General features: G+C 64.2%; 17 protein-coding genes. 16 read left to right on the top strand and 1 reads right to left on the bottom strand.

The features are described from left to right. The first annotated feature begins 91 nt into the window (after positions 1-91). From KHO53_RS13465 to accC, 4 genes are all read left to right on the top strand, one after another. Positions 92-1,882 carry a protein-disulfide reductase DsbD gene (locus KHO53_RS13465; protein ID WP_213570392.1) on the top strand — a complete coding sequence of 597 codons (1,791 nt, stop codon included), beginning with the start codon at positions 92-94 and terminating at the stop codon, positions 1,880-1,882. A gap of 171 nt (positions 1,883-2,053) precedes the next feature. Continuing rightward, entirely contained in the window at positions 2,054-2,506 is a 453-nt protein-coding gene (aroQ, locus tag KHO53_RS13460) for a type II 3-dehydroquinate dehydratase (RefSeq protein WP_010221695.1), read from the top strand. Positions 2,507-2,604: 98 nt separating this feature from the next. After that, positions 2,605-3,063: an acetyl-CoA carboxylase biotin carboxyl carrier protein gene (gene accB / locus KHO53_RS13455; protein ID WP_036995559.1), complete on the top strand. Its 459-nt coding sequence runs from the start codon at positions 2,605-2,607 to the stop codon at positions 3,061-3,063. Between the two features lie 17 nt (positions 3,064-3,080). Continuing rightward, a complete protein-coding gene (accC, locus tag KHO53_RS13450) occupies positions 3,081-4,436 on the top strand; it encodes an acetyl-CoA carboxylase biotin carboxylase subunit (RefSeq protein WP_010221693.1) in 1,356 nt (451 codons plus the stop codon). A gap of 135 nt (positions 4,437-4,571) precedes the next feature. Here the strand turns inward: accC and KHO53_RS13445 are convergent, their stop codons facing one another. Continuing rightward, positions 4,572-6,446, bottom strand: coding sequence for a sigma-54-dependent Fis family transcriptional regulator (locus tag KHO53_RS13445; protein WP_213570391.1), 1,875 nt, complete (start codon positions 6,444-6,446; stop codon positions 4,572-4,574). A gap of 256 nt (positions 6,447-6,702) precedes the next feature. On the opposite strand from KHO53_RS13445, the gene KHO53_RS13440 reads away from it, so the two are divergent. From KHO53_RS13440 to KHO53_RS13385, 12 genes are all read left to right on the top strand, one after another. Continuing rightward, positions 6,703-7,761, top strand: coding sequence for an ATP-NAD kinase family protein (locus KHO53_RS13440; RefSeq protein WP_010221690.1), 1,059 nt, complete (start codon positions 6,703-6,705; stop codon positions 7,759-7,761). Positions 7,762-7,783: 22 nt separating this feature from the next. After that, positions 7,784-8,761, top strand: coding sequence for a thiamine pyrophosphate-dependent dehydrogenase E1 component subunit alpha (locus KHO53_RS13435; RefSeq protein ID WP_010221689.1), 978 nt, complete (start codon positions 7,784-7,786; stop codon positions 8,759-8,761). A 35-nt stretch (positions 8,762-8,796) separates the two neighbouring features. Next, a complete protein-coding gene (locus tag KHO53_RS13430) occupies positions 8,797-9,816 on the top strand; it encodes an alpha-ketoacid dehydrogenase subunit beta (RefSeq protein WP_010221688.1) in 1,020 nt (339 codons plus the stop codon). Beyond that, on the top strand, positions 9,813-10,919 hold the full coding sequence (locus KHO53_RS13425; protein ID WP_213570390.1) for an acetoin dehydrogenase dihydrolipoyllysine-residue acetyltransferase subunit: 1,107 nt from the start codon (positions 9,813-9,815) through the stop codon (positions 10,917-10,919). Before KHO53_RS13430 ends, KHO53_RS13425 begins: the two co-directional genes overlap by 4 nt. Before the next feature lie 90 nt (positions 10,920-11,009). Further along, positions 11,010-12,074 (top strand): 2,3-butanediol dehydrogenase, encoded by a 1,065-nt coding sequence (locus KHO53_RS13420; RefSeq protein ID WP_232531862.1) that lies wholly within the window; start codon positions 11,010-11,012, stop codon positions 12,072-12,074. Positions 12,075-12,172: 98 nt separating this feature from the next. Continuing rightward, complete coding sequence (gene prmA / locus KHO53_RS13415; protein WP_010221685.1) at positions 12,173-13,051, top strand: 50S ribosomal protein L11 methyltransferase; 879 nt, start codon at positions 12,173-12,175, stop codon at positions 13,049-13,051. Between the two features lie 40 nt (positions 13,052-13,091). After that, positions 13,092-14,357 carry a DUF3426 domain-containing protein gene (locus KHO53_RS13410; protein ID WP_036995553.1) on the top strand — a complete coding sequence of 422 codons (1,266 nt, stop codon included), beginning with the start codon at positions 13,092-13,094 and terminating at the stop codon, positions 14,355-14,357. Between the two features lie 213 nt (positions 14,358-14,570). Continuing rightward, positions 14,571-15,584 (top strand): tRNA dihydrouridine synthase DusB, encoded by a 1,014-nt coding sequence (gene dusB / locus KHO53_RS13405; RefSeq protein WP_010221683.1) that lies wholly within the window; start codon positions 14,571-14,573, stop codon positions 15,582-15,584. Continuing rightward, entirely contained in the window at positions 15,581-15,901 is a 321-nt protein-coding gene (gene fis / locus KHO53_RS13400; RefSeq protein WP_003186237.1) for a DNA-binding transcriptional regulator Fis, read from the top strand. The genes dusB and fis overlap by 4 nt, the downstream gene beginning before the upstream one ends. 82 nt (positions 15,902-15,983) lie before the next feature. Beyond that, entirely contained in the window at positions 15,984-17,591 is a 1,608-nt protein-coding gene (gene purH / locus KHO53_RS13395) for a bifunctional phosphoribosylaminoimidazolecarboxamide formyltransferase/IMP cyclohydrolase (protein ID WP_213570389.1), read from the top strand. Between the two features lie 168 nt (positions 17,592-17,759). Continuing rightward, complete coding sequence (purD, locus tag KHO53_RS13390; protein WP_010221681.1) at positions 17,760-19,055, top strand: phosphoribosylamine--glycine ligase; 1,296 nt, start codon at positions 17,760-17,762, stop codon at positions 19,053-19,055. Positions 19,056-19,190: 135 nt separating this feature from the next. After that, positions 19,191-21,962 carry a hybrid sensor histidine kinase/response regulator gene (locus tag KHO53_RS13385; protein ID WP_010221680.1) on the top strand — a complete coding sequence of 924 codons (2,772 nt, stop codon included), beginning with the start codon at positions 19,191-19,193 and terminating at the stop codon, positions 21,960-21,962. The last annotated feature ends 44 nt before the right edge of the window (positions 21,963-22,006 follow it).

Genomic DNA, 22,006 nt, shown 5'->3' with positions numbered 1-22,006 from the left:
AGCTGGCCTTGCCAGCGATGCAGGCGCCGCGTAACTGCACGTAACGGCGCAGTCCGCTATCATGCAGGCACTTTTGTCCTGCGAGACCGCCATGCGCCGCCTGCTTTGCCTCCTGTTTCTGCTCCTGGCCTTGCCCGCCGCCGGTGCCGGCCTGCTCGACAATCGCCCCAGCGCCACCCTGGGCGCGGCGTCGCTGAACAACAGCGCCGATTTCCTGCCGGTGCACGAAGCCTTCAAGCTGAGCCTGGTGCAGGATGAAGGGCAAAGCCTGAAGCTGCGCTTCGTCGCCGCCGATGGCTACTACCTGTACCGCCACCGCTTCCAGTTCCGCAGCGAACCTGCCGACATCGCCCTGGGCACGGCACAGATCCCGCCCGGTGAAGCCAAGCACGACGAATTCTTCGGCGACGTCGAGGTCTACCACGGCATCCTCGACATCGAAATCCCCCGCCCGGCCAACGAACAGCGCCCCTTCACCCTGCTGGTCGGCTACCAGGGCTGTGCCGACAAGGGTCTGTGCTACCCGCCGGAAACCGCGCGCCTGAGTGTCGATGGCACTGCGAGCAGCGCTTTGCCAGGCGCTGCGGCCGTCGGCAAAGCCGGGTGGGACTGGCAAAGCCTGCTGCTGTTCTTTCTCGCCGGCGTCGGCCTGACCTTCACGCCCTGTGTGCTGCCGATGCTACCGATCCTCTCCGGGGTGGTATTGCGCGGCCAGGCCAGCGGTTGGCGCGGGTTTGCCCTGTCGCTGGCCTACGTGCTGCCGATGGCCGCCTGCTTCGCCCTGCTGGGGGCGCTGATGGGCCTGTTCGGCGCCGGCCTTAACCTGCAGGCGCGCCTGCAGTCGGTCTGGGTGCTGGTGCCGTTTGCGCTGTTCTTCGTGCTGTTCGCCCTGGCCATGTTCGGCCTGTTCGAGCTGAAACTGCCCCATGCCATCAGCAGCCGCCTGGAGCGCCTGGTGGGCCAGACCAAGGGCGGTTCGCTGATCGGCGCGGCGATCCTCGGAGTGTTCTCCAGCCTGCTGGTGTCGCCGTGCGTGTCAGCGCCACTGGCCGGCGCGCTGCTGTACATCAGCGCCAGCGGTGATGCCCTGGGCGGTGCGCTGAAACTGTTCGCCCTGGGCCTGGGCATGGGCGCGCCACTGCTAGTGATCGCGACCGGCGGCGCAGCCTGGCTGCCAAAGAGCGGGCCGTGGCTGGTGACGGTGAAAAACGCAATCGGCGTGCTGTTGCTGGGCCTGGCCATCGGCCTGCTCAGCCGCGTGCTGCCGGGCCAGGTCACGCTGTTGCTGGTCGGCCTGCTGGCCGCTGGCACCGCGGTGTTCCTCGGCGCCCTGGAGTTCACCCTGAAAACCACCCGCCAGCGCCTGGCGCAGTTGTTCGGCCTGGCCCTGCTGTTCTATGCCCTGGCCTGCTGGTACGGCGCCTTGAGCGGCCAGACCGACCCGCTGCGCCCGTTGCCTCAGGCAGGCATTGCCAGCACCGGCGCAAGCGTCCAGGCCAGCAGCGCCAGCGACTGGCAGACCCTCACCACCCCGGCGGCGCTGGACAGCGCCCTGGCCGCCGCCAAGGCTGCCGGCCAGCCGGTGCTGTTGGACTGGTACGCCGACTGGTGCATCAGTTGCAAGGTGATCGAGCATGAAGTGCTCAATGCCCCGGCGGTGCAAGCGCAGCTCAAGGAGTACAAGCTGCTGCGCTTCGATATCAGCGAAAGCAACGCCGAACAGCGCGCCCTGCTCGACCGTTACCAGCTGTTCGGCCCGCCCGCGCTGCTGTTCTTTGCCGCGAACGGCAGCGAAATGAGTGCTGATCGTGCGGTTGGCGAGATAAACGCCGGCGAATTTGCCGAGCATCTGACGCGCATTCGCGCCAATCTGGGTCTATAACTTCCTCTGGCCGCTAAAAAGCCAAAATCAATGACCGAAATTAATAAAGTAGTCACATATTTAGCGTGAATATCGGTCATCGTGCTGGCTATTGCCGGTAACTGGACAGTGCCCGCCGGTTTACGGCATAGTCGCCGCGCAAAGTTTCCTAACGATAAAAAGGAACCACAGATGGCAACGCTACTGGTGCTGCACGGCCCCAACCTGAACCTGCTCGGCACCCGCGAACCGGGCGTCTATGGCGCCGTGACCCTGGCCCAGATCAACCAGGACCTGGAGCAGCGCGCCCGCGCCGCCGGCCATCACCTGCAGTACCTGCAAAGCAATGCCGAGTACGAATTGATCGACCGCATCCATGCTGCGCGCGGTGAAGGCGTGGACTTCATCCTGATCAATCCGGCGGCTTTCACACATACAAGTGTCGCATTACGTGACGCGTTGCTGGCGGTGAGCATCCCATTCATCGAAGTGCATCTGTCCAACGTGCACAAACGCGAACCTTTTCGCCATCACTCCTACTTCTCTGATGTCGCCGTAGGGGTGATTTGCGGCCTGGGTGCCACGGGTTATCGCCTGGCCCTGGAGTCTGCCCTGGAACACCTGGCTGCTAACGCAAAGCCCTGATGACGAGACCCTGGCCTACGGGCCTGGGCTCACAAGAAACGTTTGCTAACACGTTTTTATATTTACGCCCCTGACCGAACCTTGGGAGTTGATGATTAATGGATATCCGTAAAGTCAAGAAACTGATCGAACTGCTGGAAGAGTCTGGCATCGACGAGCTGGAGATCAAGGAAGGCGAGGAATCCGTACGGATCAGCCGCCACAGCAAGACTCCAGCCCAGCAGTACTACGCTCCGGCTCCAGTCGCCGCTCCTGTTGCCGCACCAGCAGCCGCACCTGCCGCCGCCGCGCCAGCCGCCGAAGCCGCCGCACCGAAACTGAACGGCTCCGTTGCCCGTTCGCCAATGGTCGGTACCTTCTACCGCAAAGCCTCGCCAACCTCGCCAGCCTTCGTTGAAGTCGGCCAGACCGTGAAGAAAGGCGACACCCTGTGCATCGTCGAAGCCATGAAGATGATGAACCACATCGAAGCTGAAACCAGCGGTGTGATCGAGTCCATCCTGGTAGAAGACGGTCAGCCGGTTGAGTTCGACCAGCCGCTGTTCACCATCGTTTGAACCGCGGAGAGCCAACGATGTCTGCGAAGCTGGAAAAAGTCCTGATCGCCAACCGCGGGGAAATTGCCCTGCGGATCCTGCGTGCCTGCAAAGAGCTGGGCATCAAGACCGTCGCCGTACACTCCACGGCTGACCGCGAACTGATGCACCTGGGCCTGGCAGACGAGTCGGTCTGCATCGGTCCTGCTTCGGCCAGCCAGTCCTACCTGCACATCCCGGCCATCATCGCCGCGGCCGAAGTGACCGGCGCTACCGCCATTCACCCGGGCTACGGTTTCCTCGCGGAAAACGCCGATTTCGCCGAGCAGGTCGAGAACTCCGGTTTTGCGTTCATCGGCCCGAACGCCGACACCATTCGCCTGATGGGCGACAAGGTTTCGGCCAAGGACGCGATGATCAAGGCTGGTGTTCCAACCGTGCCGGGTTCCGACGGCCCGCTGCCGGAAGACGAAGAAGAAGCCCTGCGCATCGGCCGTGAAGTCGGCTACCCGGTGATCATCAAGGCCGCCGGTGGCGGTGGTGGTCGCGGCATGCGCGTGGTGCACAAGGAAGAGGACCTGATCTCCTCGGCCAAGCTGACCCGTAGCGAAGCGGGCGCCGCCTTCGGCAACCCGATGGTCTACCTCGAGAAGTTCCTGACCAACCCACGTCACGTGGAAGTCCAGGTCCTGTCCGACGGCCAGGGTAACGCCGTGCACCTGGGTGACCGCGACTGCTCGCTGCAGCGCCGCCACCAGAAGGTCCTCGAAGAAGCGCCAGCACCGGGCATCGACGAGAAAGCCCGCCAGGAAGTCTTCGCCCGCTGCGTCAAGGCGTGCGTCGACATCGGCTACCGTGGCGCCGGCACCTTCGAGTTCCTCTACGAGAACGGTCGTTTCTACTTCATCGAAATGAACACCCGTGTTCAGGTGGAGCACCCGGTTTCGGAAATGGTCACCGGTATCGACATCGTCAAGGAGATGCTCAGCATCGCCGCTGGCAACAAGCTGTCGTTCACCCAGGATGACGTGGTGATTCGTGGTCACTCCCTGGAGTGCCGGATCAACGCCGAAGACCCGAAGAAGTTCATCCCGAGCCCAGGCACGGTCAAGCATTTCCACGCCCCGGGTGGCAACGGCGTTCGCGTCGACTCGCACCTGTACAGCGGTTACGCGGTTCCACCGAACTACGACTCGCTGATCGGCAAGCTGATCACCTACGGCAAGGACCGCGACGAAGCCATGGCGCGCATGCGCAATGCCCTGGACGAGATCGTCGTCGACGGCATCAAGACCAACATCCCGCTGCACCGCGACCTGGTGCGTGATGAAGGTTTCTGCAAAGGCGGCGTCAACATTCACTACCTGGAACACAAACTGGCTAACCAGGAGTGATTCGGCAGTGATGTGAAAAAGACCCCGGTCCTGTGACCGGGGTCTTTTTTTGGGGCTGCTGTGGGAGCGGGCTTGACCCGCGATGGCGGTTTTCAGGCAAATCGCATCGCGGGTCAAGCCCGCTCCCACAGAGAATCAGCTTTTGGTCATCCGCGGCATCTCGATCCGGTGCTCATGCACCCGCCGATACAACGTCGCCCGCGAAATCCCTAAGGCCTTGGCGGTTTCCCCCGGTTTCCAGCGGTGACGAATCAGCGCATCGAGCAACTGCTGACGCGCCGGGCTGACACTGGCCTGAACCTGCACCTGGACCTGCCCGCCACGAATCTCCAGCGGCAAATCATCAAGCTGCAAGGTGCTGCCGGAACAGATCGCACAGGCATAACGCAGGACCTGGCGCAGCTGACGCAAATTGCCCGGCCAGGGGTAATTGAGCAGCGCCTGCAGCGCACCGTCGCTCAAGCCGACATCAACGCCACAGCCCTTGGCTTCTTCGCCCAGCAACTGGTTGATCAGCGCCAGCCGGTCACTGCGCTCACGCAATGGCGGCAGTTCGAAACGGGCATTGGCCAGACGAAAGTACAGGTCTTCGCGAAAACTGCCGGCCGCGACCATTGCCGTCAGGTCGCGATGCGTGGCGCAGATCACCTGGATATCCACCCGCTGGCGCGCCGAAGCGCCCAAGGGCGCCACCTCGCCTTCGGCCAGCACACGCAGCAAGCGGGTCTGCAGGTTCAATGGCATATCGCCAATCTCATCGAGAAACAGCGTACCGCCATCAGCCTGTTGCAGCAGGCCCTGCATGCCCTTGCTGGAGGCGCCGGTAAAGGCTCCGGCGACATAGCCGAACAGCTCGCTCTCGATCAGGTTCTCGGGGATGGCGGCGCAGTTCAGCGCCACGAACGGCTTGCGGCTGCGCTGGCTCATGGCATGCAACTGGCGGGCAAACACCTCCTTGCCCGAACCGGTTTCGCCCAACACCAGCACGGCCAGGTTGCAGTCCTTGACCCGGGTCGCCAGGCGCAGGCTGTGCTCGACCCGCTCATCAACCGGCTGGCGGGCAATGGCCGCGCTCCGCCGCCCAGGCTTGCGCCGCGGCGAGCTGATGCGCACATGCAGTTCGCCGCTTTCACCGCGCCAGCGCAGGCGTTGGGCCGATTCATCGGTGGCGGCGCGCAGGGCATCGAGGTCGAACAGCTCGCCGATATGTTCCGGCAGCTGCCCGTAACGTTCCAGCAGCACCTTACGCGCCAGGCTGTTGAGCGCCTGCAATCGGCCATCGGCATCCCAGGCCAGCAGGTAATCCGGCTGGCTGTCGACATAACCCGGCGTGCTGTGGGCACGCAGCACCCAGTGCGGTTCGGCACTGTGCATGAAAAACGCGTTCTCGATCTCCCGCGCGCTCTGCACCACCATCTGCCGGATCAGGTGCTGGCTACGCCGATCGTCCGGTGATTGCAGCGCCGAGACATCGACCACGCCGAGCAGCTCGCCCCGGGGGTCGAACACCGGCGCCGCCGAGCAGGTCAGGCCGATGAAGGCGGCACGAAAATGATCGCGCTTGTGCACCGTCGCCGGTGCCTTGCTGGTCAGCACCGCCGCCACTCCGCAAGTGCCCTCCTCGCCCTCCGACCAGCAGGTGCCCAGGTACAGCCCGGCCTTGCGACAGTCGTTGCGTATGATCGGCTCGACCCGGTAATCGATGGTCCGCCCCTGGGCATCGGTCAGCAGCACGCAATAGTCGGCATCGCGCACCCGTCCGTGCAGACGCGCCACCGCATCGCCAGCAATGCGCAGGAACAGCTCGGAACGTTCGCGGCATTCGTCGAGCAGGCTTTGCGAGAGGATGCGCGGCCCCTGCTGGGACGCAGGGTCGAGCCGGTGCTGCTCCATCGAGCGACGCCAGGAGTCGAGGATCAGCGGCGGCACCGGCACCTGAGGCAGGCGTTCGGCGTTCTTCAGCACGCGGCTGACACAGTCGACGTGGGCTTTGGAGTTCGCGGCAAGCATGGGGCCTCCGGTTCTCGTGTTCTTGTCGTTATGGGCCTCATTAAGCGCCGAATGCCAAGGGTGAACAAGCACTCTGTGGATTCCCGGCCGGCTGAGACGCTGCGTCTCAGCGTCTCGCCCATAGCCAGCAGCGCTGACACCGAGCGTCTTGCCCCTGCCCGGGCCAACACCGCACAAACCGCTCTAGAGTGGACATCCGCATAACTTGGCACCGGCCTTGCTCCTGCCCCTGGCAAACAAGAACCAGAGGTGTGCCATGCGCCAACCCGCCCTGACCGTGGGGATCATCGCCAATCCGGCCAGCGGCCGCGACTTGCGCCGACTGACTGCCAATGCCGGGCTCTACTCCAGCACCGACAAGGCCTCGGCGGTGCAGCGCCTGCTCGCCGCGTTTGCCGCCACCGGTATCGAACAGGTGCTGCTGCCGCCTGACATGACCGGCATCGCCGCCGCCGTGCTCAGGGCCAGCCTCGGCCCGCATGCCGAGCAACAGCGCTGGCCGCAACTGACCATCCTCGACATGCCGCTGCGCCAAACCGTTGAAGACACCCGCCACGCCGCGCGCCTGATGGCCGCCCAGGGTGTGGCCCTGATCGCCGTGCTCGGCGGCGACGGCACGCACAAGGCGGTCGCCGCCGAAGTCGGCGACATCCCGCTGCTGACCCTGTCCACCGGCACCAACAACGCCTTCCCGGAACTGCGCGAAGCCACCAGCGCCGGCCTGGCGGGCGGTCTGTTCGCCAGCGGCCGCGTCCCGGCGCCAATTGGCCTGCGCCACAACAAGCGCCTAGTGGTGCGAGTGCCGGAACAACAGCTCTGCGAATGGGCCCTGGTGGATGTCGCGGTGTCGCCGCAACGCTTCATCGGCGCCCGCGCCATCAGCCGCGGCGAGGACCTCGCGGAAGTCTTCACCACCTTCGCCGAACCTCACGCCATTGGCCTCTCGGCACTGTGCGGGCTGTGGTGCCCGGTGTCGCGTACAGCACCCGAAGGCGCCTGGATTCGCCTGCATCCACAGGCTGAGCAAGCCTTGCTGGCACCGCTCGCCCCCGGCCTGTTGCAAGGCTGCGGGGTGACCGCCTCAGGGCTATTGATACCTGGCGTTGCCTACTCCCTGAGCCTGTCCAGCGGCACCTTGGCGCTGGACGGCGAGCGCGAAATCGAGTTCAGCGAACGCGACCAGCCAAGCATCTGCCTCGACGCTTTCGGCCCCTTGAGCATCGACGTCGAGGCGGTGCTGGCCTATGCCGCGCACCATCGCCTGCTGGCGGTCGGCCGCGAACACCCGCAACACCCTGCGAACCAACCGTGTTGAGACAACCCCGGAGAACAACAAGATGTCCACTCACCTGTCTACCGAGCAATTGCTGCATGCCTATGAAGTCATGCGCACCATTCGCGCCTTCGAAGAGCGCCTGCACGTGGAGTTCGCCACCGGCGAGATCCCCGGTTTCGTTCACCTGTATGCCGGCGAAGAGGCCTCGGCCGCTGGCGTCATGGCCCACCTGCGCGACAGCGACTGCATCGCCTCCAACCACCGCGGCCACGGCCACTGCATCGCCAAGGGCGTCGACGTGTACGGGATGATGGCCGAGATCTACGGCAAGAAGACCGGTGTGTGTGGCGGCAAGGGCGGTTCGATGCACATCGCCGACCTGGAGAAAGGCATGCTCGGCGCCAACGGCATCGTCGGTGCCGGTGCGCCATTGGTGGCCGGGGCGGCGCTGGCAGCGAAAATCAAGGGCACCGATGACGTCGCCGTGGTGTTCTTCGGCGACGGTGGCTCCAACGAGGGCGCGGTGTTCGAGGCGATGAACCTGGCCTCGATCATGAACCTGCCGTGCATCTTCGTTGCCGAGAACAACGGTTATGCCGAGGCCACCGCGTCGAACTGGTCGGTGGCCTGCGATCACATCGCCGACCGCGCCGCTGGCTTCGGCATGCCCGGGGTGACCATCGACGGCTACGACTTCTTCGCCGTGCACGAAGCGGCAGGCGCGGCCATCGAACGTGCGCGCTCGGGTCAGGGCCCGTCGCTGATCGAGGTCAAGCTGACCCGCTACTACGGCCACTTCGAAGGTGACGCGCAAACCTACCGCGCACCGGATGAAGTGAAGAACCTGCGCGAAACCCGCGACTGCCTGATGCAGTTCCGCCAGCGCAGCACCCGCGCCGGCCTGCTCAGCGCCGAACAACTGGACCAGATCGATGCTCGGGTCGAGGACCTGATCGAAGACTCGGTGCGCCGGGCCAAGTCCGACCCGAAACCCGACCCTGCCGCCCTGCTCAGCGATGTGTACGTGTCATACCCCTGAGCCTGCCTGACAACAAGAACAAGTGGAGAAGTATCATGGCGAGAAAAATCAGCTACCAGCAAGCCATCAACGAAGCCCTGGCCCAGGAAATGCGCCGCGACAGCAGCGTTTTCATCATCGGTGAAGACGTCGCCGGCGGCGCCGGGGCGCCTGGTGAAGAGGACGCCTGGGGCGGCGTACTCGGCGTGACCAAAGGCCTGTACAAGCAGTTTCCCGGCCGCGTGCTCGACGCGCCGTTGTCCGAGATCGGTTATGTCGGCGCGGCGGTCGGCGCCGCCACCCAGGGCCTGCGCCCGGTGTGCGAACTGATGTTCGTCGACTTCGCCGGCTGCTGCCTGGACCAGATCCTCAACCAGGCGGCGAAATTCCGCTACATGTTCGGCGGCAAGGCGGTCACCCCGCTGGTGATGCGCACCATGGTCGGTGCCGGCCTGCGCGCCGCCGCACAGCATTCGCAGATGCTCACCTCGCTGTGGACACACATTCCCGGCCTGAAAGTGGTCTGCCCGTCCTCGCCATACGACGCCAAGGGCCTGCTGATCCAGGCGATTCGCGACAACGACCCGGTGATTTTCTGCGAGCACAAGCTGCTCTACAGCATGCAGGGCGAGGTGCCGGAAGAGCTCTACACCGTGCCGTTCGGCGAAGCCAATTACCTGCGCGACGGCGACGACATCACCCTGGTGACCTACGGGCGCATGGTTCACCTGGCCATGGAGGCTGCCGCCAACCTGGCGCGCCAGGGCATCGACTGCGAGGTCCTCGACCTGCGCACCACCAGCCCGCTGGATGAAGACAGCATCCTTGAGAGCGTGGAAAAAACCGGGCGCCTGGTGGTAATCGACGAAGCCAACCCGCGTTGCTCGATGGCTACCGACATCAGCGCCCTGGTGGCGCAAAAAGCCTTCGCCGCCCTCAAGGGGCCGATCGAAATGGTCACCGCCCCGCACACCCCGGTGCCGTTCTCCGACGCCCTGGAAGACCTGTACATCCCCACCGCGGCGAAGATCGAAGCCGCGGTGCACAAGGTGATTGGCGCGAGGAGTGCCGCATGAGCCAGATCCATACCCTGACCATGCCCAAGTGGGGCCTGTCGATGACCGAAGGGCGCATCGACACTTGGCTCAAGCGGGAAGGCGAGCAGATCAACAAGGGCGACGAGGTGCTGGATGTCGAGACCGACAAGATCTCCAGCAGCGTCGAGGCGCCGTTCAGCGGCGTGCTGCGCCGCCTGATCGCCCAGCCGGATGAAACCTTGCCGGTGGGCGCCCTGTTGGCGGTGGTGGTCGAAGGCGAAGCGGACGAAGCCGAGATCGACGCGGTGGTGCAGCGCTTCCAGGCCGAATTCGTCCCCGGCGGCGACGGTGAACAGGACAGCGGCCCGGCGCCGCAGAAAATCGACCTGGGCGGGCGCACCCTGCGCTACTTCGACCTCGGCGAGGGCGGCACGCCACTGCTGCTGGTGCACGGCTTTGGCGGCGACCTGAACAACTGGCTGTTCAACCATCAGGCCCTGGCCGCCGAGCGCCGGGTCATCGCCCTCGACCTGCCCGGGCATGGCGAGTCGGGCAAAACCCTGCAACGGGGCGACCTCGATGAACTGAGCCAGACAGTGATCGCCTTGCTCGACCACCTGGATATCCAGCACGCGCACCTGGCCGGGCATTCCATGGGCGGGGCGGTGTCGCTCAACCTGGCACGCCTGGCGCCGCAACGGGTGCGCACCTTGACCCTGATCGCCAGCGCCGGCCTCGGTCGCGAAATCAATGGCGACTACCTGCAAGGTTTCGTCGACGCCAGCAACCGCAACGCACTCAAGCCGCAACTGACGCAGCTGTTTTCCGACCCTGGCCTGGTGACCCGGCAGATGCTCGAAGACATGCTCAAGTTCAAGCGCCTGGAGGGTGTCGACTCGGCGTTGCGCCAACTTGCCGCGGCCCTGGCTGACGGCAGTGTGCAGCGCCACGACCTGCGCGCGGTGGTTGCCCAACAGCCCAGCCTGGTGATCTGGGGCGCTGCCGACGCAATCATCCCCGCCAGCCATGCCGAGGGCCTGCCGGCCGAGGTCGAGATCCTGCCGGGCCAGGGCCATATGGTGCAGATGGAGGCCGCCGAGCGAATCAACCAGCGGCTGGCGGCCTTCCTCGCCAGCCATTGAACCAACCCGCGCCGCCGTCACCACGGCGGCGCTTTCGTGTACGCCAGGGAGATAACAACAATGAATGATCTTTCCAAACCCGCCGCCAGCATGCGCGCAGCGGTCTGGCACGGCCGCCAGGACATTCGCGTCGAAGATGTGCCGTTGCCCGCCGACCCGCCGCCGGGCTGGGTGCAGATCAAGGTCGACTGGTGCGGCATTTGCGGCTCCGACCTGCACGAGTATGTCGCCGGCCCCGTGTTCATTCCGGTGGAGGCGCCGCATCCGCTGACCGGCATTCAGGGCCAGTGCATTCTTGGCCATGAGTTTTGCGGCGAAATCCTCAAGCTCGGTGACGGCGTGCAGGGCTATGGCATAGGTGACCCGGTGGCTGCCGATGCCTGCCAGCACTGCGGTACCTGCTACTACTGCACCCATGGCCTGTACAACATCTGCGAACGCCTGGCCTTTACCGGCCTGATGAACAACGGCGCCTTCGCCGAGCGGGTCAACGTACCGGCCAACCTGCTGTATCGCTTGCCCGAAGGCTTCCCGCGCGAAGCCGGGGCGCTGATCGAGCCACTGGCGGTCGGTATGCATGCGGTGAAGAAGGCCGGCAACCTGCTCGGCCAGAACGTCGTGGTGGTCGGTGCCGGGACCATCGGCCTGTGCACCATCATGTGCGCCAAGGCAGCCGGTGCCGCCCAGGTAATAGCCTTGGAAATGTCCACTGCGCGCAAGGCCAAGGCCCTGGAGGTCGGCGCCACGGCAGTGCTCGACCCCAAGCAATGCGACGTGCTGGCAGAGATTCGCGCCCTGACTGCGGGCCTCGGTGCCGATGTCAGCTTTGAATGCATCGGCAACAAACACACCGCCAAGCTGGCCATCGATATCATCCGCAAGGCCGGCAAATGCGTGCTGGTGGGCATTTTCGAGGAGCCCAGCGCGTTCAACTTCTTCGAACTGGTGTCCACCGAAAAGCAGGTGCTCGGCGCCCTGGCCTACAACGGCGAGTTTGCCGACGTCATCGCCTTCATTGCCGATGGGCGCCTGGATATCAGCCCGTTGGTCACCGGCCGTATCGGCCTTGAGGCGATTGTCGGCCAGGGCTTCGAGGAACTGGTGAACAACAAGGAGGAGAATGTGAAGATCATCGTCTCGCCGGCCAGGCTCTAGGGACTACAGGGATCCCACAAACCCTTCGCACTCAAGTAAACTGGCGGGCTTCTCGCAGCCTCGGGCTGCCCCTGTAGATTTTTCCAAAGGTGCCCGCCATGCCTTGGCTGCAAGTACGTCTGGCCATCAGCCCGGAACAAGCCGAAACCTATGAAGATGCCCTGCTCGAGGTAGGCGCCGTTTCGGTCACCTTCATGGATGCCGAAGATCAGCCGATCTTCGAACCGGACCTCAACACCACCCCGCTGTGGTCGCACACTCACCTGCTGGCATTGTTCGAAGCCGATACCGACGCCAACGCGGTGTTCGCCCACCTGCAGTTGCTGACCGGCGCCGAACTGCCCGAGCACCAGGCTGAAGTCATCGAAGACCAGGACTGGGAACGCAGCTGGATGGACAACTTCCAGCCGATGCGTTTCGGCCAGCGCCTGTGGATCGTGCCAAGCTGGCATGCGGCGCCCGAGCCCGAGGCGGTCAACCTGCTGCTCGATCCGGGCCTGGCCTTTGGCACCGGCACCCACCCGACCACCGCCCTGTGCCTGGAATGGCTCGACGGCCAGGACCTGAAAGACACCCAGGTGCTCGACTTCGGTTGCGGCTCGGGCATCCTCGCCATCGCCGCGCTGCTGCTCGGCGCCCGCGAAGCGGTCGGTACCGACATCGACGTGCAGGCCCTGGAAGCCTCACGCGACAACGCCGGGCGCAACGGCATCGCCGACGAGAAATTCGCCCTGTACCTGCCCGAGCACATGCCGGCCATGCAGGCCGACGTGCTGGTCGCCAACATCCTCGCCGGCCCGCTGGTCTCGCTGGCCCCGCAACTGTCGGCGCTGGTGCGTCCGGGCGGCTTGCTGGCGCTGTCGGGGATCCTCGCCGAACAGGGCGATGAAGTCGCCGCGGCCTACGCCAAGGACTTCGACCTCGACCCGATCGCCGTACGCGATGGCTGGGTACGCATCAGTGGTCGCCGCCGCTAAGTGCGCCTAGAATAACCTTCTGCATAACCCGGACCGCCGCATGACCGACAGTTTCGTCACCCAGTGCCCGCATTGCCAGACCAGCTTTCGCGTCAGCCACAATCAGTTGAGCGTGGCCCGCGGTGTGGTGCGTTGCGGCGCCTGCCTGCAAGTGTTCAACGCCGCCCGGCAACTGCTGGAGCAAAGCGCGGCGCAGAACCCACCTGCACAACCGGCGCCTGTCGAACCTGTGGTGGAGCCTGCGCAAGCACCCAGCCAGCATGAGTGGAGCGCCGCCGAGCTGGACCTGGACCAGCTCGACCTCGATCAGGAACTGGCGCGCCTGGAACAGCGTGAAATCCAGCCAACGACCGAGTTCAAGGCCGCCGTACCGCGCCAGGACAACCTCAGCGCGCACCGCGACAGCCCCGAGCAGGACGACCAGCATTGGCCCGACAGCCTGTTCAGCAGCCCGGCTTCAGAGCGCGAGCAACTGAGCGCCGAGCTCGACGAGCCGCAGCCGCCACTGATCGAGCAGGAAGCCCTGGACCTCGCCCCGGCACCCGGTGAGCGCACCGAACCATCGTTGTCGCTGGATGTGCTCGACGACGACCTCGATGCGCCGGCTGCGCCCGCGTCTGCGCTGCATGCCGATGATGACGAACTGCCCGGCGAGCGCCTGTCGGCCCGTGAGCCTGACGACGACCTGGACCGCCCCGAGCCCGGACTGGACGAGCGCCGCGAGCCGGGCCTGGGCCCCGCCAGCGGCCGCCCTGCCCGCAAGGAGCCGCTGCTCGACCTGGTCGACGACCCGATCCAGCTCGGCTGGCAGAAGCCCAAGGTCAACTGGGGCAAGCGCCTGCTGTGGCTCTTGCTGATCCTGCTGGCCGCCGCGGCGCTGGCTGGCCAGTACATCTGGTACCAGTTCGACGAACTGGCCCGCCAGGACCGCTACCGCCCCTGGTTTCAGACGATCTGCCCGACCGTCGGTTGCCAGGTGCCGTCACGGGTCGACATCGCCCGGATCAAGAGCAGCAACCTGGTGGTGCGCAGCCACCCGGACTTCCACGGAGCCTTGATCGTCGATGCAATCATCTACAACCGTGCGCCGTTCTCCCAGCCGTTCCCGCTGCTGGAGCTGCGTTTTGCCGACCTGAACGGCCAGTTGATCGCCAGCCGCCGCTTCAAGCCCACCGAGTACCTCAGCGGTGAGCTGGCCGGCAAGGGCGAAATGCCCAGCCAGACACCGATCCACATTGCCCTGGACATCCTCGATCCGGGCCCCAAAGCGGTCAATTACAGCCTGTCATTCCGGTCCCCGGAATAACAGGCGAGCGGCAAGCTGCAAGCTTCAAGCTACAAGAAAAAGCAGCCCCATACGCTGATCCGTTTTTGCTTGCGGCTTGAAGCTTGCAGCTTGCGGCTTAAAGCCAACTGTTCAGATTTTATCCAAATCCATCTTTATCCGGTCACCGAGAGCGGGTATCATGCCAACCCTTTTTCGAACTCTAATGATCCGGCCCCACAACAGGGAACTCCTATGTCGGCGGTACGCATCGGCCCATACACACTGCAGAACGCCCTGATCCTCGCGCCGATGGCCGGGGTCACGGACCAGCCATTTCGTCAGCTGTGCCGACGAATGGGTGCAGGCCTGGTGGTGTCGGAGATGGTCAGCAGTGACATGAGCCTGTGGAACAGCCGCAAGTCGCGTCTGCGCATGATTCACGAAGGTGATCCCGAGCCGCGCTCGGTGCAGATCGCCGGCGGTGACGCGCAGATGCTCGCAGCTGCGGCCCGGGCCAATGTCGAGGCCGGCGCCCAGATCATTGACATCAATATGGGCTGCCCGGCAAAAAAAGTCTGCAACAAGGCCGCAGGCTCTGCTTTATTGAAAGATGAAGCCCTGGTCAGCGAAATCCTCCACGCGGTGGTTGCCGCCGTGGACGTGCCGGTCACGCTGAAGATCCGCACAGGCTGGGACAGGGCCAACAAGAACGGCCTGACTGTGGCGAGGATCGCCGAGCAGGCTGGCATCCAGGCACTGGCGGTACATGGACGCACACGCGCCGACCTCTACACCGGCGAAGCCGAGTACGACACCATCGCGGCAATCAAGCAGGCGGTGTCGATCCCGGTTTTTGCCAATGGCGATATCACTTCGCCAGAAAAGGCCCGAGCGGTGCTGGCTGCCACCGGTGCCGACGGTCTGCTGATTGGCCGGGCTGCCCAGGGGCGGCCATGGATCTTTCGCGAGATCGAGCATTACCTGCGCACCGGCGAAACACTGCCGGCGCCGCAGTTGGACGAAGTGGAACGAATTCTGCTGGAGCACCTGACCGCGTTGCACGCCTTTTACGGCGATGTGATGGGCGTACGTATCGCCCGCAAGCACGTCGGTTGGTACCTGGCAACGCTACCGGGCGCCAGGGAGTTTCGCGCCCAGTTCAACCGTTTGGAAGACACGCAAGCGCAGTGCGCCAACGTTCGCAGCTTCTTCAGCGAACGTGAACAGAGCCTTGAGACAGAGGACGGACAAGGGGTGGCCGCATGACGATGATGACCGAGACTTTAGTGAGTGGAACAACGCCCGTGAGCGACAACGTCAACCTGAAACAGCACCTGAATACACCGAGCGAAGAGGGCCAGACCCTTCGCGGCAGTGTGGAAAAGGCGCTGCACAACTATTTCGCCCATCTTGAGGGCGCGGCCGTCACGGACGTGTACAACCTGGTGCTCTCGGAAGTCGAAGCGCCGTTGCTCGAAAGCGTAATGAACTACGTCAAGGGCAACCAGACCAAGGCCAGCGAGCTGCTCGGGCTCAACCGCGGCACCTTGCGCAAGAAACTCAAGCAGTACGATTTGTTGTAAGCAAGCATCCAAACCAGAAAAGGCGGCTCCCATTCGATGAGGTCGCCTTTTTTGCTGACTCCACCGCGTTATGGAATCTGAAATGACCGACCAGACTACCCGCCTGCCGATCCGCCGCGCCTTGATCAGCGTCTCCGACAAGACCGGGATCCTTGAATTCGCCCGTGAGCTGCAACAGCTCGGCGTCGAGATCCTGTCCACCGGCGGCACCTTCAAGTTGCTCCAGGACAATGGCGTTGCCGCGGTGGAAGTTGCCGATTACACCGGCTTCGCCGAAATGATGGACGGCCGGGTCAAGACCCTGCACCCGAAAATCCACGGCGGCATCCTCGGCCGTCGTGGTACCGACGACGCCATCATGGCCGAACACGGGATCAAGCCGATCGACCTGGTCGCGGTCAACCTCTACCCGTTCGAAGCCACCATCTCCAAACCTGGCTGTGACCTGCCGACCGCCATCGAGAACATCGACATCGGCGGCCCGACCATGGTTCGCTCGGCGGCCAAGAACCACAAAGACGTCGCCATCGTGGTCAACGCCAGCGACTACGGCCAGGTGCTGGAAAGCCTCAAGGCCGGCGGCCTGACCTACGCCCAGCGTTTCGACCTGATGCTCAAGGCATTCGAGCATACCGCCGCCTACGACGGCATGATCGCCAACTACATGGGCACCGTGAACCAGGCCAGTGAAACCCTGAGCACCGAAGGCCGCAGTGAGTTCCCGCGCACCTTCAACAGCCAGTTCATCAAGGCCCAGGAAATGCGCTACGGCGAGAACCCGCACCAGAGCGCGGCGTTCTATGTCGAGGCCAAGCCCGCTGAAGCCGGCATCGCCACCGCCGTACAGCTGCAAGGCAAAGAGCTGTCGTACAACAACGTGGCCGACACCGACGCCGCGCTGGAGTGCGTGAAGAGCTTCGTCAAGCCGGCTTGCGTCATCGTCAAGCACGCCAACCCGTGCGGCGTGGCCGTCAGCCCGGACGCCGAAGGCGGCATCCGCCAGGCCTACGAACTGGCCTACGCTACCGACACCGAGTCGGCGTTCGGCGGCATCATCGCCTTCAACCGCGAGCTGGATGCTGAAACCGCCAAGGCCATCGTCGAGCGTCAGTTCGTCGAAGTGATCATCGCCCCGAGCGTCAGCGACGAAGCCCGCGCCGTGGTGGCTGCCAAGGCCAACGTACGCCTGCTGGCCTGCGGCGAGTGGTCGGCTGAACGTGCCGCTGCCTGGGACTTCAAACGCGTCACTGGCGGCCTGCTGGTGCAGAGCCGCGACATCGGCATGATCACCGCGGGCGACCTGAAAGTGGTCACCAAGCGCGCGCCGACCGAGCAAGAGATCCACGACCTGATCTTCGCCTGGAAAGTGGCCAAGTACGTCAAGTCCAACGCCATCGTCTACGCCAAAAACCGCCAGACCATCGGTGTCGGCGCCGGCCAGATGAGCCGCGTCAACTCCGCCCGTATCGCGGCAATCAAAGCCGAGCACGCGGGCCTGCAGGTGCAGGGCGCGGTCATGGCATCGGATGCGTTCTTCCCGTTCCGTGATGGCATCGACAACGCTGCCAAAGTGGGCATCACTGCGGTAATCCAGCCGGGTGGCTCGATGCGCGATGCCGAAGTCATCGCAGCCGCTGACGAAGCCGGCATCGCCATGGTCTTCACCGGCATGCGTCACTTCCGGCACTGAGTGAAGCAGCGACAAGCTCCAAGCTGCAAGCTGCAAGAAAAAGCGCATCGAGTCGCATCCTCTTGCAGTTGCAGCCCCTTAAATTTCAGAGTTGCAAGCTACGCAAAAGGCAGCACTGGCTGCTTTTTCTTGTAGCTTGCAGCTTGCAGCTTCTCCGAAGGAGCCTTCATGAATATTCTGATTATCGGTAGCGGCGGTCGTGAACACGCCCTGGCCTGGAAAGTCGCTCAGGACCCACGGGTCGAGAAAGTCTTCGTTGCCCCGGGCAACGCCGGCACCGCCACCGAAGCCAAGTGCGAGAACGTCGATATCGACGTCACCGCCCTGGAGCAACTGGCCGATTTCGCCGAAAAGAACGTCGCCCTGACCATCGTCGGCCCTGAAGGCCCGCTGGTCGCCGGTGTCGTCGACCTGTTCCGCAGCCGCGGCCTGGACTGCTTTGGCCCAACCAAGGGCGCAGCCCAGCTGGAAGGTTCCAAGGCTTTCACCAAGGACTTCCTGGCGCGCCACAAGATCCCGACCGCCGACTACCAGAACTTCACCGAGATCGAGCCGGCCCTGGCCTATCTGCGGGAAAAAGGCGCGCCGATCGTGATCAAGGCCGACGGCCTGGCCGCCGGTAAAGGCGTGATCGTCGCCATGACCCTGGCCGAAGCCGAAGACGCCGTGCGCGACATGCTCGCCGGCAATGCCTTTGGTGATGCAGGTTCGCGCGTGGTGATCGAGGAGTTCCTTGACGGCGAGGAAGCCAGCTTCATCGTCATGGTCGATGGCCAGAACGTGCTGCCAATGGCTACCAGCCAGGACCACAAGCGTGTCGGCGACGCCGACACTGGCCCGAACACCGGCGGCATGGGCGCTTACTCGCCAGCACCGGTGGTCACCGCCGACGTGCACCAGCGCGTGATGGACCAGGTGATCTGGCCGACCGTGCGTGGCATGGCCGAGGAAGGCAACGTCTACACCGGTTTCCTCTATGCCGGTCTGATGATCGACAAAGCCGGCAACCCGAAAGTCATCGAGTTCAACTGCCGCTTCGGCGACCCGGAAACCCAGCCAGTCATGCTGCGTCTGGAATCAAGCCTGGTGCTGCTGATCGAAGCCGCCTTCGCCAAGGCCCTGGACAAGGTCGAAGCGCAGTGGGACCCGCGCCCGAGCCTGGGCGTGGTCCTGGCTGCCGGTGGCTACCCGGGTGACTACAGCAAAGGCGCCGCGATCAACGGCCTGGATGCTGCCGCGAAGCTGGAAGGTAAAGTCTTCCACGCCGGTACCGCACTCAAGGACGGCCAGGTGGTTGCCACCGGTGGCCGCGTACTCTGCGCCACTGCCCTGGGCAACAGCGTCGAGTCTGCCCAGCAACAAGCCTACCGCCTGGCTGCCGAGATCAACTGGGACGCCAGCTTCTACCGCAAGGACATCGGCTACCGCGCCATTGCCCGCGAACGCGGTGAACACCAGCAATAAGCAGGTGCCTGGAGGCCGCGACGCCGCAAGCGTCCTGCCTCCGGCTTGTCGACAAGGCCCGCCATGGGCCTTGCCTTCGGCTTGGCGCGCCGCGCATAGTTACCATCCGGCATTCAGCTAAGAAGGGATTTCGTCGTGCGTTGGCTCAGGATTGCCATTGGCCTCACCGTCAGCTTGCTGACCCTGCTCTGCCTGTTCCCGGCTGCGGCCGAACAAGGCAGTGGTTGGGCGGTATTGCTTGACGATCAGGCCAGCCTGCAATTGAGCGATGTACGCTCGGAACGCTACCGCAACCAGTTCAGCCCCCTCGAACTCAACGAACTCAACGCTGCCACGCCCGACCAGGCGTTGTGGCTGCACTACCGGCTGGAGCCCGGGCAGCAGGAAAAACTGCTGCGGGTCTTCGCCCCCGACCTGTCGCGCCTGGACCTGTACGCTCTCGACGGCGATCGGCTGATCAAGCAGATCCACAACGGTCGCCTGAACGACAGCGACGATCCTTACCTGCGCAGCAGCGACCATGTGCTGGCCCTGCCCAACAGTGCGCACGCGCTGGACATCTACCTGCGCCTGGTATCAGAGCACCAGCTGCGCCCGGCCATCAGCCTGGAGCCTGCCGCCCAGGCCGCCGCCGACCAGCGCCAGCCGCTGTTCTTCGGCCTGCTGTTCGGCTGCCTGCTGATGCTGATGCTGCACAACCTGATCCGCTTCGCTTACTCACGCTCAAGTACCAGCCTGGCCCTGGCGGTCTACCACGCGCTGATGCTGCTCAGCGCACTGATTCTGCTCAACCTGAGCGGCCCCTGGTGGAGCCTCTGGCACTCGGCACAAACACCGGCGGCCTACCTTACTGCCCTGCTGGCGTCGCTGGCCGGCCTGACCTTTACCCTGCGCTTCTTCACGCCTTGCGAACAACCGCGCCTGAGCCGCCTGCTGCAGGGCGAGATGCTGGTGATCGCGCTCTGCGGCCTGCTGCTGTTGTTCGTTGATACCCTGCCATTGAACCTGATGACTTATGCATTGATGGCCCTGGGTAGCCTGACCATGCTGCTGGTTGCCAGCTACCACTGGTACAAGGGCTACGCTCCGGCGCGGCTGTTCGCCGTGGCCATGCTGGCGTTCAATATCGGCTGCCTGGTGGTGTTGCCGGCCCTGCTCGGACTGACCCGCACGCCGACTCAATGGCTGCTGTTCATTCTCCTCGGGCTGACCAGCGTCAGCGGCCTGCTGCTCAACCTGGCGGTCAGCGAGCGCTTGCGGCGCATCAGCGAAGAGCGCTTCAGCGCCAGCCGTGAACTGGCCGCCAGCAACGCCGAGATCAACGCCAAGGCCGAATTCCTGGCCAAGATCAGCCACGAGATCCGCACGCCCATGAACGGCGTACTGGGGATGACCGAGCTGCTGCTCGGCACCCCGCTGTCGGTCAAGCAACGCGACTACGTACAGACCATCCACAGCGCCGGCAACGAGTTGCTGACCCTGATCAACGAGATTCTCGACATTTCCAAGCTCGAGTCCGGGCAGATCGAACTGGATGACGTGCAGTTCGACCTCAATGCGCTGATCGAGGACTGCCTGAGTATCTTCCGGGCCAAGGCCGAGCAGCAGAACATCGAGCTGATCAGCTTCACCCAGCCACAGGTGCCGCGAGTCATCAGTGGCGACCCGACGCGCCTGCGCCAGGCCCTGCTGAGCCTGCTGGAAAACGCCCTGAAAAAAACCGACCAGGGCGAAATCCTGCTGGTGGTCGCCCTCGACCAACGCGGCGACAGCCCGCGCCTGCGCATTGCCGTGCAGGACAGCGGCGAGCCGATCCCGCCAGGCGAACGCGAAGCGCTGCTGCAGGCAGAGCTGCACAGCAAGCATTTCCTTTCCAGCAACAAGCTCGGCGGCCACTTGGGGCTGGTGATCGCCAAGCAACTGATCACCCTGATGCAGGGCGAGTTCGGTATCAAGACCAGCCACACCATGGGCAATACCCTGTGGATGACCCTGCCGCTCGACCCGCACCGTCTCGAACAGCCGCCTGCCGATCTCGACGGCCCGCTGCGCGGTGCCCGGGTGCTGGTGGTGGACGACAACGACACCTGCCGCAAGGTGCTGGTCCAGCAATGCAGCGCCTGGGGCATGAACGTCAGTGCCGTGCCGTCGGGCAAGGAGGCCCTGGCCCTGCTGCGTACCAAGGCGCACCTGCGCGACTACTTCGACGCGGTACTGCTCGACCAGAACATGCCCGGCATGACCGGCATGCAACTGGCGGCGAAAATCAAGGAAGACCCGAGCCTCAACCACGACATCCTGCTGGTGATGCTCACCGGTATCAGCAACGCGCCAAGCAAGGTCATCGCCCGCAATGCCGGGGTCAAACGCATCCTGGCCAAACCGGTGGCCGGCTATACCCTCAAGACCACCCTGGCCGAAGAGCTGTCCCAGCGCAGCAAGGGTCAGCCGAACATCCCGGTGCAGGCCGGGCTGTCGGCGCCACTGAACCTGCCCAGCGATTTCCGCATCCTGGTGGCCGAAGACAACAACATCTCGACCAAGGTGATTCGCGGCATGCTCGGCAAGCTTAGCCTGGAACCGGACACCGCAAGCAATGGCGAAGAAGCCTTGCAGGCGATGAAGGCCAACCACTACGACCTGGTATTGATGGACTGCGAAATGCCGGTGCTTGATGGCTTCTCGGCCACCCAGCAGCTGCGCATCTGGGAAGTCAGCAACCAGCGCCGGCGTACGCCGGTGGTCGCCCTGACCGCGCACATCCTCGCCGAGCACAAGGAGCGTGCGCGCCTGGCCGGCATGGACGGGCACATGTCCAAGCCGGTGGAGCTGTCGCAGTTGCGTGAATTGATCGAACACTGGGTGGCGCGTCGCGAAGCCGAATCAAGCCAGATTCCGACCCCATAATTCGCATACACTTGCTTCACTTCACCCTTGCTGCGAGCCTCGAC

It is taken from the genome of Pseudomonas sp. RC2C2, from assembly GCF_018390435.1.
GTDB lineage: Bacteria > Pseudomonadota > Gammaproteobacteria > Pseudomonadales > Pseudomonadaceae > Aquipseudomonas > Aquipseudomonas donghuensis.
Note: the sequence above shows the minus strand (reverse complement) of the source record. Positions and strands in the feature narration are given on the sequence as shown.

Excerpts from the sequence above, each read along its gene's own strand:
- KHO53_RS13445 (WP_213570391.1), bottom strand. The coding sequence starts at position 6,446 with ATGCTTGCCGCGAACTCCAAAGCCCACGTCGACTGTGTCAGCCGCGTG.
- KHO53_RS13435 (WP_010221689.1), top strand. The coding sequence starts at position 7,784 with ATGTCCACTCACCTGTCTACCGAGCAATTGCTGCATGCCTATGAAGTC.
- KHO53_RS13440 (WP_010221690.1), top strand. The coding sequence starts at position 6,703 with ATGCGCCAACCCGCCCTGACCGTGGGGATCATCGCCAATCCGGCCAGC.
- fis (WP_003186237.1), top strand. The coding sequence starts at position 15,581 with ATGACGATGATGACCGAGACTTTAGTGAGTGGAACAACGCCCGTGAGC.
- purD (WP_010221681.1), top strand. The coding sequence starts at position 17,760 with ATGAATATTCTGATTATCGGTAGCGGCGGTCGTGAACACGCCCTGGCC.
- accB (WP_036995559.1), top strand. The coding sequence starts at position 2,605 with ATGGATATCCGTAAAGTCAAGAAACTGATCGAACTGCTGGAAGAGTCT.
- aroQ (WP_010221695.1), top strand. The coding sequence starts at position 2,054 with ATGGCAACGCTACTGGTGCTGCACGGCCCCAACCTGAACCTGCTCGGC.
- prmA (WP_010221685.1), top strand. The coding sequence starts at position 12,173 with ATGCCTTGGCTGCAAGTACGTCTGGCCATCAGCCCGGAACAAGCCGAA.
- accC (WP_010221693.1), top strand. The coding sequence starts at position 3,081 with ATGTCTGCGAAGCTGGAAAAAGTCCTGATCGCCAACCGCGGGGAAATT.
- KHO53_RS13465 (WP_213570392.1), top strand. The coding sequence starts at position 92 with ATGCGCCGCCTGCTTTGCCTCCTGTTTCTGCTCCTGGCCTTGCCCGCC.
- KHO53_RS13430 (WP_010221688.1), top strand. The coding sequence starts at position 8,797 with ATGGCGAGAAAAATCAGCTACCAGCAAGCCATCAACGAAGCCCTGGCC.
- dusB (WP_010221683.1), top strand. The coding sequence starts at position 14,571 with ATGTCGGCGGTACGCATCGGCCCATACACACTGCAGAACGCCCTGATC.
- KHO53_RS13420 (WP_232531862.1), top strand. The coding sequence starts at position 11,010 with ATGCGCGCAGCGGTCTGGCACGGCCGCCAGGACATTCGCGTCGAAGAT.
- KHO53_RS13410 (WP_036995553.1), top strand. The coding sequence starts at position 13,092 with ATGACCGACAGTTTCGTCACCCAGTGCCCGCATTGCCAGACCAGCTTT.
- KHO53_RS13425 (WP_213570390.1), top strand. The coding sequence starts at position 9,813 with ATGAGCCAGATCCATACCCTGACCATGCCCAAGTGGGGCCTGTCGATG.
- purH (WP_213570389.1), top strand. The coding sequence starts at position 15,984 with ATGACCGACCAGACTACCCGCCTGCCGATCCGCCGCGCCTTGATCAGC.